A 14,511-nucleotide genomic window follows, 5' to 3' on the forward strand; every position below is an offset into this window, starting at 1 on the left:
CCAGACGGAAAAAATCGACATGCGCTGGGTGGATGGCGGCACCTTCCAAATGGGATCGGATCGGTTCTATCCGGAAGAAGCGCCCGCGCGCCCGGTGCATGTCGATGGGTTCTGGATCGACGAAACACCTGTCACCAATCGCGCATTCGGCCAGTTCGTGGATGCGACCGGCTATCGGACGCTTGCGGAGATTCCGCCGGATCCAAAAGAGTATCCGAACATGGACCCTGCCATGGCCATCGCGGGATCATTATTGTTCGTGCCCACACCCGGCCCTGTCGACCTGTCCGACTACAGCCAGTGGTGGACGTTCAGCTTTGGCACGGACTGGCGACATCCCCATGGGCCGGACAGCAATCTGGACGGGCTCGAAGACCATCCCGTCGTGCATGTAGCCTATGAAGATGCCGTGGCCTATGCGCGGTGGGCCGGCAAGACACTGCCCACCGAAGCCGAGTGGGAATTTGCCGGGCGCGGCGGCAGCGCCACGGAATATGCCTGGGGTAACGAGCTGGCACCCGAGGGCCATATCCTCGCGAACTTTTGGCAAGGGCCGTTCCCGCATGGAAACACGCTGGATGACGGCTATGAGCGCACATCACCAGTGCGGAGCTATCCACCCAATGGATATGGCTTGTACGACATGATCGGCAATGTCTGGGAATGGACGTCCGACTGGTTCGCGCAACCCAGGATCGAACAAAAGCGCCGCGGCAGTTGCTGCATTCCGGCCAATCCGCGCGGAGCGATGAAACGGGAAAGTCTTGATCCTACGACACCCTGGATGTCCATACCCCGGAAGGTCCTCAAAGGCGGTTCTCATCTATGTGCGGAAAGCTACTGCCAGCGTTACCGGCCAGCGGCACGTCATCCTCAGGCCATTGACAGTTCCACCAGTCATATCGGCTTTCGCTGCATCATCCGCACTTCGCGCGCGTCCGCGCAATCAAGCCGATCCCACAAATCATAAGGCTTCCAAGCAAGGATCCATCATGCTCTCTTCCAACCGATTGGTCTTCACCGTCACACTGCGCGCCTCGGTAGCGATCTGTCTGGCTTTCATCCCGCATTCCGCAAATGCGCAGAGCACGGACAAGACGTATCGCGATCTAAACCATAATGGTCGCATGGACGCCTATGAAAACCCGCGGCTCAGCAACCAGAAACGTGTGGATGACCTACTGAAACGCATGACGCTTGAGGAAAAAGTGGGCACCATGATGCACGGCAGCCTGCCCTCCGGCGACGTGCTGGGGCATGCTGGCGTGCGCTATGATCTTCCGCTGATAGAGCGTTACATAAACACCGATAAGGTCACCAGCTTCATTACGCGGCTTGCTGTACCTCCAAGCGATCTCGCCGCCCAGAACAACGCTGTGCAGCGGATAGCCGAGAAAAGCAGGCTGGGTATTCCGATCACGATCAGTTCCGATCCGCGCAATCATTTTCAGGCAGTATTTGGCGCTAGCACGAAGGGTGGCGGATTTTCCCTTTGGCCAGAAACGCTCGGCTTCGCGGCAATCGGCGACCCGGCGCTCGTCCGACGTTTTGGCGATATCGCCCGGATGGAATATCGCGCTGTTGGCATTCAAATGGCTCTTTCGCCGCAGGCGGACCTCGCCACCGAACCCCGCTGGCCCCGCGTCACCGCCACTTTCGGGGCGGATCCGCTTCAGGTCTCGCGCCTTGCCGGTGCCTATGTCGCCGGATTCCAGGGCAGCGACAAGGGCCTGACCAAAGACGGGGTCGCGACCGTCGCGAAGCACTGGGTCGGCTATGGCGCCCAACCCGACGGCTTTGACGCGCACAATTATTACGGCCGCGTTGCAAAGCTCAACAATGCCGACTTTGCCCAGCATGTCGCGGCATTCGATGGTGTTCTTGCCAAACAGACCGCTGGCATCATGCCGACCTATCCGATGATTGCTGGCGTGACGCTTAATGGCAAACCGCTTGAGCAGGTGGGTGCCGGCTTCAACCGTCAACTTCTCCTCGATCTGCTGCGCACAAAGAAGCGCTTCAACGGATTCATCCTGTCCGATTGGGCGATCACCAATGATTGTCCGATCGAATGCTCGGCTCCCACTGCAGAAAGGCCGCAAACTCCATCCGCTATCGCAATGCCGTGGGGCGTCGAAGCGCTGTCAAAAGTCGATCGCTTTGCAAAGGGGGTCAATGCTGGAATAGACCAGTTCGGCGGCGTGACCGAGAGCAAGGTGCTGCTCGAAGCCGTTAAGAGCGGAAAGGTGTCTGTTCGCCGGATCGACGATGCCGTGCGCCGCATCCTGCTGGTTAAGTTTGAACTGGGGCTATTCGAAAACCCCTATGTCGACGAGGCCAAAGCGGCCCAGATTGTCGGCAGCGGACAGAACCACGCACAAGCGGAGCTGGCGCAGCGCCGAGCCCAGATCATATTGGAAAATCGCGGCGGTCTTGTTCCGGTCGTGGGGCCGCGCAAGGTTTGGCTCTATAAAATGGATGCAGAGGAAGCGCGACGGCGTGGCTTGACGGTGGTCGCGACCCCGGAAGAGGCTGAGCTTGCCATCCTGCGCGTGGAAACGCCATCTGAGATACTCCATCCCAACCACTTCTTTGGCTCGCGCCAGAATGAGGGCAGGCTCGATTTTCGAAACGGCGACGCAGATTATGAAGCAATCAATAGGGCTGCTGCCGTGACGCGAACGATCGTATCCGTGAACATAGACAGGCCTGCGGTCCTCACGGACATTCGGGACAAGGCCGCCGTCCTTTTGGTCACATTCGGCGCAAGCGACGGAGCCGTCCTCGATGTGTTGGTAGGAAAGGCCAAAGCGGAGGGGCGCCTTCCGTTTAACCTGCCAAGCAGCATGCAAGCGGTGACGAACCAGGATCCCGCCAAACCCGATGACGATGTGAAACCCCTTTATCCCAGAGGATATCGCGGAAACTGAATGGTGCTGTCATCTATCCGGCCTTTTTGCGCGGCTCGTGGTTACCGCTGTCGCGCTGGCGCTCCTGTGAAGAACTCGGCCCAAGCATCCCTCCATTGCTGCATGGACATGCGCCACGCCGCCATGGCCGAGTGTAATGCTGCGTCCGCTGCTGCAGCATAAATTCGTCGGTCGGAGGAAAACCGGACGCTCGAAAAGCTACCCTGACCTAACCGTCCCGAACCATCCAAATAGTATAAATAGTTGACTCTTTTTTCTCGTCGTGACAATCGTTCGAACGAAGAACGGATCCGGCCTTCACAAAACACAAACGCAGCCCGAGTCTGTAAATTGTTCGACGCCGAGGCTAGACCGACGCGGCACGTGTGGGTGGAGGACGATGGTCGGCTGGCTGCTCGACCGCTTTTTGCGGTGCTCCGGGCATTACGCTGGTGGAATAAAACGAGCCGAGCGAACGGGAGATGCCATGGCCGCCTATTCTTTCATCGTGTTGACCAACTGCACCCCTGGCTCGGACGAGGAATTCAACCGCTGGTACGATGATGTGCACCTCGAGGAAGTCGTCGCGATCAACGGGATCAGTTCCGCGGTAAGGGGGGACGTAGCCGTCAGTCTGGGCGGTGGCGAAGAGTACCGTTACGCCGCGATCTATGAAATCGACAGCGACGATCCCCAGGCGGTTCTCGATGATCTCCAAGCCCGAGCGTCGGACGGCCGGATGAACGTCTCATCAACACTCGCGACAGCCGCGTATTTCATGATGAAGAAAGAGCGGGCTTATCCGGGCTGAAGCGGTATCCGGCGCCTTGAGCGGGCGACCGACCTGGCAGCACTTTTCCTGGGACCATATTTCGATGCAGACCAGTTTTCCCCATCTCGCCGCGCCGATCCATGTCGGGCCGTTCACACTAAAGAACCGTATGGCGGTGGCTCCCCACGGGCCTTTCTATGCCGACAAGGGAGTGTTGACCCAGCGATACGTCGATTATGAGATCGAGAAGGCAAAGGGCGGGGCGGGTCTGGTAATCATGTCGTTCGGGGTGGCGAACCACAAGGGACCCGACGTCGCGACCTCGATGTTCGGCGGCATGGTCGCCACCTGGGATAAGCGCAACATCCCCTATTTCCGCGTGATCGTGGCCGGGATCCACGAGCATGGTGCACGGGTGTTCTTCCAGTTTGGCGAAAGCGCCTTCCGCTCGAAGCTGGCGGTCTCGGCCCTGCCGCACCTCGGCAACGGGCTCGACTGGACACCCGAAATGTCCAAGCAGGATATCGCCGATCTGATGGACAGTTACGCTCGCTGCGCCGAAGTCATCGCCGAGGCCGGGCTCGACGGTATCGAAATGCACGGCCACGGCGATTTCTTTTCCGATTTCTTCTCCCTCGCGATAAACCGGCGGGAAGACGAGTATGGCGGTTGCCGTGAAAACCGTCTGCGATTCTTCCTGGAAGCAGCCAGTGTCATTCGCGGTGTGATCGGGACGGAGCGAGTCCTGGGCGCCAGACTCAGCGTCTACGACCTTCTACCCGGATCGCTGCCGTTGGAAGAAGGGGTCGAAGTCGCGCGTCTTCTCGCCGCAAGCGGCTGGATCGATTATCTCAATATCGACACCTCAATCGAGCCGCAACTGCTCGAGCACATCATTCCACCGATGTACGTCGAGCAGGGTTACGAGGTCTATGCTGCCGAAGCGGTCAAGCGCGTCGTCCGCGAACTACCGATCTTTACTGCCGGGCGGATCGTCGATCCCCAGTTCGCAGAAGATATAATCGCGGCCGGGCGAGCCGACGTCGTGACGATGGCGCGGGCGCTGATCGCCGATCCGGAATGGCCCAACAAAGTGCTCGAAGGACGGACCGCCGACATCCGCCCGTGCCTTGGCGACAATCAGGAATGTATCGGACGTGCGATCCTGGGCCTGCCGATGGGCTGCACGGTGAATCCGGCGGCGGGCAACGAGCGCGAGTGGGGCATCGGCACCCTGCAACCCGCAGCGGAGAAGCGGCGGGTGACGGTCGTCGGCGGCGGGCCGGCTGGGATGGAGGCGGCGCGGATCGCCGCGCTTCGCGGGCATGACGTCCACCTGATCGAACGATCTGGGGAACTGGGCGGGCAGGTGCTGCTTGCGCGGCAGTTGCCGGGCCGTGCAGATATCGGGAAATTCCTGCCGTGGCAGGAGCGACAGCTCGGCAACCTGCCGGTTCGCATCAGCCTGGGCATGGAGGCCACCGTCGACTCTGTCGTTGCCGACGCGCCTGACGTCGTCATCGTCGCTACCGGATCTGACTGGGACAAGAGCGGGCTGGCGGCATTGAGCTATCTCCCCATCGCCGGAACGACGCAGGCGAACGTCCTTTCGGTGACAGATGTGATGGCGGGCGCGGAAATTGGAGACGCCGTCATCGTGCTCGATCTCACTGGGTTCGTCCAGGCGCCGGGAATCGCCGAGATGCTGGCCACCGCCGGCAAAAGCGTCGAACTGCTGACCCCCTATCCGCGCGTCGGTTCGACGACGCTCGAGTTCACCTACCAGAGGCCTTTCATCATGCAGCGGTTGGCAACGGCTGGCGTGGTGACCCGTGTCGATACTTCGATTTGCTCGATCGAGGGGATGCGGGTCGAACTGATGGACAGCACGACAGGACAGATTTCCGTTCGAGACGGTATCGATTCGGTGATCATCGTCGGCGGGCGCATTCCGCAGCAGGGTCTCGCGAAGGCGCTCACCGGGAAGGGCATTGAATGCCACTCAATCGGCGACTGTGCCGAGCCGGCGACAATCGGCCGCGCATTTGGCGATGCTTGGCAAATCTGCCGCGCGCTCTGAACAAGCGATACCGCGCAAATGCTTGGGTTTGGCTGTCGCACTTGTGCGACTGCAATCGCCTTCGCGCTCCTCGGGACTGGTCAGACCAAGAATAAGTGATTTACGTAGTCGGCGCTGCCAGACTGATGCGAACTGTTCTCCATTGGGCGGAATTCCGCCAGGGAGCGAGAGGCGTCAAGCCGCAAGATCCTGCCACTCGGCCAGAGCGGCCAAGCGTTTTTCCTTGTATATTTCTCTGCTGGCGAGGTGACGTTCCAAGTTGGAATGATTCTGGAGGAGGCATGAACTGAAGCAAACTTTTAAAGTGACTTCATCTGTCGAAATAACAGCATCGCCCGTTCCCTTCGTCGGAACGAGCGATGGCTGTTCTCCACACGATTATTCAGCCAACCACCGACCTCGCGACGATCAAGATTGCCCAGTTCCCGCCTCGCGGCAGGGTAGGATCGAAGACCGTACTTAAAGATCTTCTCAGCTCTACCGTGACGTTTCAAAGGCTTCTTCAAAAACTTCAAAGCTGCGGATTTATCGCGCTTTTTGGAGACGTAACGTTATAGCACTGACAGCGCAATCTGGGTCACCCCGAGCACGCGCCCGTCGCGATCGCCAACCCGACAGCCTTCCTCGATTCAATTCACCGCGCAAGCCATCTCTGTTTCGACATTCGTAAATGATTCAGCGGGCGAGGTAGCCGCCATCCACGACCATCTCGGATCCAGTCATGTAGCTGGCGTCCTCGCTCACCAGAAAAACAATCGCCTTCGCGATCTCATCGATATGGGCAAGGCGCTTGACGGGGGTCATGTCGGCAATCTGGTCTTTCAATGTCTGCACGCTTTTAGCCATGCCCCGCGCAACGAGGCGTTCGAACCCTTCGTCCACGAGCGGGGTCTGGACAAAGCCGGGATGCACCGAATTGGCGCGGATCGGCACATCATACGCTGCAAACTCGACCGCACATGCTTTTGTGAACGTACGGATCGCTCCCTTAGACGCGCAATAGGCCGCGCTTTCGGGAAAGGCGACAAAGCCCATCACCGAGCTGACATTGACGATCGCTGCGCCCCCCTCGCGCAATTTTCCGCTTCTGTTCATCAACTCGAAGGCAGTCTTTACGCCGAGAAACGCACCGTCGGTATTGACCGCCTGAACCTTCCGCCACAGATCGAGGGTCATATCCTGAATACGGCCCGTGCCGTCGATGCCGGCATTGTTGACCAGAATGTCGAGCCGGTCGTCCTCGGCCTGGACCCGGGCGATAGCGTCCGCCCAAGACGCTTCATCGGTCACGTCGAGGCGCTGATATTGCGCCGTTCCATCAACCTCTGCCAATGCGGAAGCCACCGCGTCGCTCTCTACTTCAGCAAGATCGGTCATCCAGACTTTCGCACCCTGGGCCGCCAGCGCCCTAACAGCGCCAAGCCCGATCCCGCGCACACCGCCCGTGACCAACGCAACGCATCCGTCGAGCTTTTTAGTCATCGCCTTGCAATCCTCCTATCTTTGCATTCCGACCCGCTTGCCCGTTATCGGCTGTTGTCGGGCGCGCCGCACTTGTAGCAGAGCCCTCACCCATATGGGATGTGACGAGAAGGGCGGCCTCCCCGTCAGGCGGCAGCCCCAGCGGGAGAGATCAGAAGTTGAATACAGCCTCTAACGCGATGGTGCGCGGATCGAGCACCGCACTGCGCACAGAAGCCGCAGTGAACGGAACGTTCGAGGCTGTGGTCGCTACGATTTTGTTAGTCAGGTTGCGCCCGATCAACGCCAGTTCCCAGCGCGAGTCCGGTCCCTTGAGCCGCACGGCGGCATCAATCATCACATAGCTCGGTTGATAGAACTGGCCCTGCTGCGCGTCGTTCACAAAGGGGTTAGTGGCGTATTTGCTGCTGTAGCGCGTATTGACACCCAGCTGCAGGCCCATGTCGCCCGACATCGCGATGTCGTAGTCGACGCCTAGCGAGGCAGTCCACTTCGGCGCCTGCTGCGGAGTTTTGCCCGCAAGGTCCTGGTATGACCGGTTGCCCAGCGGGGTCGGCCCGAACACACACCCTTGCGCCGCCGTTTGAGCCGACAAGCACGGGGCGAACGGGAACGAAAGATACTTTGCGTCGATGTGACCGATCGAACCGCGCAGGGTCAGCCCCTCTGCGGCACGCGGCGCGAATTCGAACTGAAGTTCACCTCCCTTCGTCCGCATCGATGCGGCATTCAGAGTGAAGAACTGAAGCAGCGCACCATCCAGGAAGTCCACCTGAAGATTGGTGTACTTGTATGTGAACAGGTCAAGGTTCAGGCGCAGCTGGTTGTCGAAAAGCGTGGATTTGATGCCCGCCTCGAAGCCTTTGGCTTTTTCGGGAAGGAAGGCTGGGTCGTCGTTTTTCGTGTTGCGCGTGATCAGGCCGCTGACCGAATAGCCACCCGACTTGTAGCCCGTCTTGTAGCTCGCATAGGTCGTGACATGGGGCGAGACCTTGTAGGTAACCGTCGCCTCGGGCGACCAGTTGTTGAACGTCTGGTCTGCACCGATCACGCTTTGGGGGTACGTCGCCCGGATTGTCGGATTCGTATAATACTGGTCGAACTGCGATTTCTTGGTTTCGTGCGTATAGCGCAAGCCGCCGGTGATGTTCAGCTCTGGCGTGATGTCGATCATCACCTGACCGAACGCGGACAGGGTCTCGCCATTGGTATGCGACCGTTTGCGCACCGAGGCATAGCGCGACGCAGGGTCCGTTGCCGCAGAGTTCTCATAGCCCGTCGGCGCGTTAGTATCCTGATTGAAGTCCAGCTTGCTCTTTTGGTAGTAGCCCCCGACCATGAAGTTCAGCATGCCGTCGAACTTCGTCTGAGCGCGTGCCTCCACCGAAAAGGCATCCATTTGGCTCTTTTCAGCGGTCCACGAACCTTGTTGTCCGCCAAGCGCATTGGGCGCCAGCGGATAGAAGTTCACATGGTCGAAATCGGCAAGAAACCGGTTGGTCCAGTGGATGTAACCAGGAACAACGTTGATATCGACCTGGTCGCCCGAATACTCGAACTGCGTGATCGCGGAGATCGAGCGATAGTCGTTGTAAGGATCGCCGCCGTGACGTCCGATCATAGCGTTGGTGGCCGCGATATCGGCGGGAACGGCATTCTGGACGAGCTTGAAGTTGCGTCCACATGGCGCGCTGGGGTCGGATGGAACGCCGGTCGCCGGACAGCTGCTGATGATGATGTTGTTGTTGGGTGAGGCCGAGCTGTAGGAATTGTAGGTCACTTTCGCGGTGGCCTTGAACGGAGAATCATTCTCGAAGTGCAGGGTGCCGCGTACAATGCCCTTTTCTTCCGCGGGCATATCGCCGTCAATCGCGGGGACGAGATGCGGGTTCACAGCCCCTGTCGCCGAATCGTAGGTATAGTCGGTGTGTGCGATGGTCACGTTCTGGAACAGAGATCCGAACTGTTTGGAATAGCGGCCAGCAAGGCGAAAGCCCAGGACATCACTGATCGGACCGGCGATGAACGCCTCCAATGCGGGCTCGCGCGCGTTGAATTCGTAACTCGCCTTGACCTGACCTGTGAAGGTTGAGGTCGGATTGGCAGTGTTCAGTGAGATGACCCCGGCAGTCGTGTTCTTGCCGTAGAACAACGACTGCGGCCCCTTGAGCACTTCGGCCTGCCTCAGATCGAAGAGACCCTCGTTGAGCGAACGGCCGCCACTATAGTACACCCCGTCAATAACGGTGGCGACAGACTGCTCGATGCTGATGCTGGAGTTAGCGACGCTGACGCCGCGCAAGCCGATGCTGGCGCCGTTGCCCGCTCCCGCGCGGCCAACGATCAGCTGCGGCGCCATGTTGGTCAGCTTCTCGATCGACGTCACGCCGTAAGTGTCGAGTTGCTTGGCGGAAATGACGGTTTCGGCAACTGGAATGTTCTGCAGGTTTTCTTCCTGCTTGCGCGCAGTCACAATGATCTGTTCCAAGCCGGTTCCCTGCGCTGCGCCTTCGTCAGCCTCACTGGCACTTTGTGCAATGGCAGTATGGACCGGCATCAGCGCAGTGGCGCTGATAAGTGCGATACGCGTGGCTGCTCTATGCAACAGAAATGCCATTTGAACTCTCCCTTACTCTGGGCCCGGCTGCCCGATTTTTCTTGCGGGATAATTATATGCATAATTATTATCGTTGACAACGGTAAATATGGACGAGAAAGGAATTGAAGATTGTCGTTGGATTTTGATGCCATAGACCGCGCCCTCGCCGACCCGTTCTCGCTCGCAGGCAAGACCGTTCTTGTGTCCGGCGCCGCTGGCGGGATCGGGCGCGCAGCAGCCACCATATGTGTGAAACAGCAAGCCAATGTGATCGCGGCCGACGTCGTCTGCGAATCGGAATGGCGCAGCGGGTGCCAGCCCGAACTGGCCTCTGTTCCCTATCATAGGGTCGATGCCTCGGACCGCGCAGCCGTGGACGCACTGGCCGCGCGCATCGGTCCTGTCTGGGCGGTAATCGACGCGGCAGGTATCTCGCCGCTCGACGACTGGACCGATGAGAACTGGGATGCTGCTTTCGATCAGGTGCTGCACATCAACACGCGCGGACCTATCAACCTGGCACGTGCCTTCATGCCAGGCATGATCGCAGCCGGTGGCGGGCGCATCGTGCTGACCGGGTCGGTCGCCGGCCGAATGGGTGGGATCAAGTGCGGCCCCCACTATGCCGTGTCGAAAGGCGGGCTCCAGTCACTGACCCGTTGGCTGGCGCAGAGAGGCATCCGCGACAATGTGCTGGTCAACATGGTCGCGCCTGGATCGATCGCTACGCCGATGGCCGCTGCGATGCAGATCGACCCTCTCATCTATCCGCAGGGACGCGCCGGTCGCCCGCTGGAGATGGGCGCAACTATGGCGTTCCTTTGCTCGCCCGGCGCGGGTTTCATCGCGGGCGCCGTGATCGACGTGAACGGCGGCACTTATTTCGGCTGAGCAACGCTGTCAGACATTGGAGAGCGCCGCCGCCGCCCAGCCCCCGTCGACCGGCAGCACCACACCGTTGATGAAAGACGCTTGATCCGAGGCGAGAAAAAACGCGGCGTTCGCCAGTTCTTCGGCCTCTCCAGCTCGCTGCATCGGTATGCGTGAGATGTAGCGACTAATGTCGGCTTTGCCTTCTTCCACCAGCTTGGCCAGCATCTCTGTACGGAATGTGCCGGGCGCAACCGCGTTAACGCGTATGCCGTGCGGCCCCCAGTCGATGGCTAGCGCGCGCATCAATCCATCCACTCCCGCTTTCGACGCACAATAGGCGACCCTGCCAGGCAGCGCGTGGCTCGCCGCAATCGACGAAAGAAGAACCACGCTCGACCCTGCGGCAAGGAATGGACGCGCGGACTTGGCAGCGGCAAATACGCCGCGCAGATTCACGCCCATGACCTTGTCCCAGTCGTCGAGGGGGTATTCGTCGGTCGGGTGGACTATGCTGATCGCGGCATTGAGCACGATAGTGCGCAACTTCTGCCCTTTCACGCAGGCGATACGGCAAGCCTCCGCGATCAGCTCCGGGTCGCCCGCATCACCATGCATCGCGGTGAAAGCCTCACGGCCCCGCGCCATCGCAGCCAAGGGTTCCGCGGCGAGGTCCACGCCCACGACGTGGCATCCGCCGGCCATGAATCGTTCCGCAATGGCGCGGCCAAGGCCCTGTGCCGCGCCGGTCACGACAACGCCGGATCTGTCACCCATTATACCTGTCCTTTATCGATGTCGGCCTAGCGCAACCCAAGCCCGCGGGCGATAATCCCCCGTAGGATTTCCCGCGTTCCGCCCCGCAGTGAGAATGCCGGGGTAATAGCCTCGGTATAGGCCAGCAGGCTCAGGAAGTCGCGAGTCGTCACATCATCTGGCGACATATCGACGAGGCTGCGCGCCACGTCGGGGATCGACTGTTCGAGAACCGCGCCCAGATCCTTGACGATAGTCGCATGCGGATTTGCGTTTTCGCCGTTCTCCAGCATTGCCGCAACGCCGCGCGACATGAAGCGCAGCGTCGCGATGTGGCTGACCAACCGACCTATGGCGATCTCGGCCGCCTCGCCCGCAGAGGTGCGCAGCAAATCGGCCAGTCCTTCAATCAAAGCCATCGAAGACAGGAATCTTTCAGGGCCGCTGCGCTCATACGCAAGCTCGTTCATCACCTGCTCCCACCCATTGCCCTCTTCGCCAACCAGCGCATCGGCAGGAACGAAGGCGTCCTGGAAGGTAACTTCGTTGAAATGGCGGTCGCCCGCGATGTCGGTGATTGGGCGGATTTCGATCCCGGGTAGCGACAGGTCAACGAGGAGCTGGCTCGTCCCCTTCTGCCGGTCTGCAGGGGTTCCGCTCGTACGGCAGAACAGAAGCATGGCATGCGCGTTATGGGCATTGGTGGTCCACAATTTTGTGCCATTGACGCGGTAGCCACCCTCGACCGGCTCGGCTCGGGTCCGAACGGCGGCGAGGTCCGATCCCGCATCCGGCTCACTCATGCCAATGCAGGTATAAAACTCGCCCGCCGCGATGCGCGGGAGAAATTCCTGCTTCTGGCCTTCCGTACCATAACGCAGCAACAGCGGCCCACTTTGCCGGTCGGCGATCCAGTGCGCAGCGACCGGCGCACCTGCGGCAAGGCATTCCTCGATCACCACATAGCGTTCCGCATTGGAGCGTTCGTGGCCGCCATATTTTTTGGGCCAGGTCATTCCGATGAAGCCACGCTCGCCCAGTTTCCGGCTGAACTCGGCATCGTATCCGGTCCACGACCTCGCGCGGATCACCGGGGACACACCAGCCAGTTCAGCTTCAAGAAAGGCCCGGATCTCCTTGCGCAGCGCCTCGGCCTTTTCGTTCTCGGGCGTGGCGGGATAGGTGACCAGAGCGTTCATGCGGCTTCTCCCGCGTTTTTGGTTCGCGACAGCGCCGGGCCTGTCAGCCATGACCACAGCGTCCCACCTGCCCCAAACGCGGCCTGGCCGAGCATCCGGTTCCACTCGCGCTCGGATCCATATTCGTTGCGCCAGGTCCATATCGCACGAGTAAACAGCTGCAGCCGATGTTCCTCGGTGAATCCGATCGCACCCAGCACCTGATGCGCAATGGCAGTAACCGGGGCACTCGCCTCTCCGGCACGCGCCTTGGCGACAGCGGCGGACAAGACGGGCACAGTTGCGCCCCATTGCGAGGCAGCAAGGTCGCACGCCGCGTTGGCGGCGGCGGCCTCGTCGGCAAGGACGGCGAGCTGTTGCTGGATCGCCTGAAACTTGCCGAGCGGGCGTCCGAACTGCGTACGCTGGTTCACATAGTCGACCGCAATTTCGAGGATGGCGGCCATCGCGCCGGCCATCTCCAGCGCGCGGACCAGCGCCATCGCGGCGCGCACCGTCACGTCATCGAGCGAGGCGGGTCGGGCAGCTACGGATCCATCCTCGAGCACTGTATCGATCGACAGGTCAGCGCGGGGCAGCCTGTTCCCATCCTGGACTGCCTTGGCCTCGAATGACCCTTTAGCCAGCGAGGCGACACGATCCCCGGCCAGAACGACCAGCGTCTCGGCATCTCGACCCCAGGGAACCCAGTGCCCGGTCGCGGACAGGCGGCCATCTTCGCCGATCGCCTCGGCAGGCAGTACAGCCAGCGTCGCCATCCCCTCCATCACCGACAGCCCGGCGCGCGCCATAATCCAGTTGGCCACCATCGTCTCGCCCAGGGGCACAGCCGCGCCATTGCGCGCGGAAATGCGTATCAGCTGCAACGCTTCGTAGGCGGAAAGACCGAAGCCGCCCTCTTCCTCGCTCAAAAGGGCGAGCGGCAGCCCCATATCGACGACCTGTTCCCAGATCGCGGCCACGTTACCCCCGTCGCGCGCAGCGCGCGCAGTCTTGTCCTCGCTATCGCTGCCGAACAGGCGGGCGGCGGCATCGGTCAGAAGGTCAAGCGTTTCGCTCATGTCACAAATCCTTACCTTCCCTGCCACACCGGCGCGCGCTTCTCGGCAAATGCGCGAGCACCCTCGCGTGCGTCTTGCGAAGCGAATACCGGGTCGCAGATCGGGTGCTGGCGGTCGAACATCTCTGCAAGAGTCCACCCCGGCGCCTCGGCCAGCACCTTCTTTGATGCAGCCAGTGCCATCGGCCCGTTGGCGGCAATCGTGCGTGCCATCGCCTGGGCCTCGGCGAGAGCGGTTCCGGCGTCGACGATGCGATTGATCAGCCCATACCCGGCCAGCCTCTCGGCCGATACCATGTCGCCGGTCAGCACCAGTTCGGCGGCAATGCGCTGTGGCATCTGCCGGGGCAGTCGGACCAGCCCACCTGACCGCGCGACCAGTCCGCGCTTCACTTCCGGCAATCCGCATTTGGCCTCGCGCGAGGCGATGATCAGATCGCAAGACAGGGCAAGCTCGAACCCGCCGGCAAGGGCGAAACCCTCGACCGCAGCGATCATCGGCTTTGTCAACGTGCGTTCGACGAGTCCGGCGAAACCGATCCCCGGCCACTTGACCTCCTCGTTGTTCAGAAAAGCCTTGAGGTCCAGACCGGCGCAGAACGTGCCACCATTTCCGGTGAGAATGCCCACTCGAATTTCATCATTGCTCTCGATCTCGTCGACCGCCGCGCGGATACCGCGGGCGACTTCGCCATTGACCGCATTGCGCGCCTCGGGCCGGTTGATCGCGATGGTCGCAATGCCGTCGGCTATGGTAAAGTCGATGCCTGCCATAATCCGCTCC

12 protein-coding genes are annotated in these 14,511 nt (G+C 60.6%); 5 read left to right on the forward strand and 7 right to left on the reverse strand.

Going from position 1 to position 14,511, the window contains the following annotated elements:
- Positions 1 to 19 precede the first annotated feature (19 nt).
- The 4 genes from OOT33_RS14030 to OOT33_RS14045 all read left to right on the forward strand — a co-directional run bounded on the left by OOT33_RS14030 (position 20) and on the right by OOT33_RS14045 (position 5,761).
- Positions 20 to 970, forward strand: coding sequence for an SUMF1/EgtB/PvdO family nonheme iron enzyme (locus OOT33_RS14030; protein WP_307751008.1), 951 nt, complete (start codon positions 20 to 22; stop codon positions 968 to 970).
- A 22-nt stretch (positions 971 to 992) separates the two neighbouring features.
- Positions 993 to 2,930, forward strand: coding sequence for a glycoside hydrolase family 3 N-terminal domain-containing protein (locus OOT33_RS14035; protein ID WP_307750644.1), 1,938 nt, complete (start codon positions 993 to 995; stop codon positions 2,928 to 2,930).
- A gap of 379 nt (positions 2,931 to 3,309) precedes the next feature.
- Positions 3,310 to 3,720: a DUF4286 family protein gene (locus tag OOT33_RS14040; RefSeq protein WP_307750645.1), complete on the forward strand. Its 411-nt coding sequence runs from the start codon at positions 3,310 to 3,312 to the stop codon at positions 3,718 to 3,720.
- Positions 3,721 to 3,736: 16 nt separating this feature from the next.
- Entirely contained in the window at positions 3,737 to 5,761 is a 2,025-nt protein-coding gene (locus OOT33_RS14045) for an FAD-dependent oxidoreductase (protein ID WP_307750646.1), read from the forward strand.
- A 299-nt stretch (positions 5,762 to 6,060) separates the two neighbouring features.
- On the opposite strand, the gene OOT33_RS14050 is transcribed toward OOT33_RS14045, so the two are convergent.
- From OOT33_RS14050 to OOT33_RS14060, 3 genes are all read right to left on the reverse strand, one after another.
- Positions 6,061 to 6,276: a DDE-type integrase/transposase/recombinase gene (locus OOT33_RS14050; RefSeq protein WP_307750647.1), complete on the reverse strand. Its 216-nt coding sequence runs from the start codon at positions 6,274 to 6,276 to the stop codon at positions 6,061 to 6,063.
- 160 nt (positions 6,277 to 6,436) lie between these two features.
- Positions 6,437 to 7,243 (reverse strand): SDR family oxidoreductase, encoded by an 807-nt coding sequence (locus tag OOT33_RS14055; protein ID WP_307750648.1) that lies wholly within the window; start codon positions 7,241 to 7,243, stop codon positions 6,437 to 6,439.
- Between the two features lie 151 nt (positions 7,244 to 7,394).
- Complete coding sequence (locus tag OOT33_RS14060) at positions 7,395 to 9,860, reverse strand: TonB-dependent receptor domain-containing protein (RefSeq protein WP_307750649.1); 2,466 nt, start codon at positions 9,858 to 9,860, stop codon at positions 7,395 to 7,397.
- A gap of 111 nt (positions 9,861 to 9,971) precedes the next feature.
- On the opposite strand from OOT33_RS14060, the gene OOT33_RS14065 reads away from it, so the two are divergent.
- A complete protein-coding gene (locus OOT33_RS14065; protein ID WP_307750650.1) occupies positions 9,972 to 10,733 on the forward strand; it encodes an SDR family oxidoreductase in 762 nt (253 codons plus the stop codon).
- A gap of 9 nt (positions 10,734 to 10,742) precedes the next feature.
- Here the strand turns inward: OOT33_RS14065 and OOT33_RS14070 are convergent, their stop codons facing one another.
- Genes OOT33_RS14070 through OOT33_RS14085 form a run of 4 tightly spaced genes read right to left on the reverse strand, consistent with a single transcriptional unit; the run spans position 10,743 to position 14,501 of the window.
- Positions 10,743 to 11,489 carry an SDR family oxidoreductase gene (locus OOT33_RS14070; protein WP_307750651.1) on the reverse strand — a complete coding sequence of 249 codons (747 nt, stop codon included), beginning with the start codon at positions 11,487 to 11,489 and terminating at the stop codon, positions 10,743 to 10,745.
- A 26-nt stretch (positions 11,490 to 11,515) separates the two neighbouring features.
- Entirely contained in the window at positions 11,516 to 12,667 is a 1,152-nt protein-coding gene (locus OOT33_RS14075; protein WP_307750652.1) for an acyl-CoA dehydrogenase family protein, read from the reverse strand.
- On the reverse strand, positions 12,664 to 13,728 hold the full coding sequence (locus OOT33_RS14080) for an acyl-CoA dehydrogenase family protein (protein WP_307750653.1): 1,065 nt from the start codon (positions 13,726 to 13,728) through the stop codon (positions 12,664 to 12,666). Before OOT33_RS14080 ends, OOT33_RS14075 begins: the two co-directional genes overlap by 4 nt.
- 11 nt (positions 13,729 to 13,739) lie before the next feature.
- Positions 13,740 to 14,501, reverse strand: a complete 762-nt coding sequence (locus tag OOT33_RS14085; protein ID WP_307750654.1) for a crotonase/enoyl-CoA hydratase family protein — start codon at positions 14,499 to 14,501, stop codon at positions 13,740 to 13,742.
- Between the last annotated feature and the right edge of the window lie 10 nt (positions 14,502 to 14,511).

This window comes from Sphingobium sp. DEHP117 (assembly GCF_030867385.1).
In the GTDB taxonomy this organism is placed as follows: Bacteria; Pseudomonadota; Alphaproteobacteria; order Sphingomonadales; family Sphingomonadaceae; genus Sphingobium.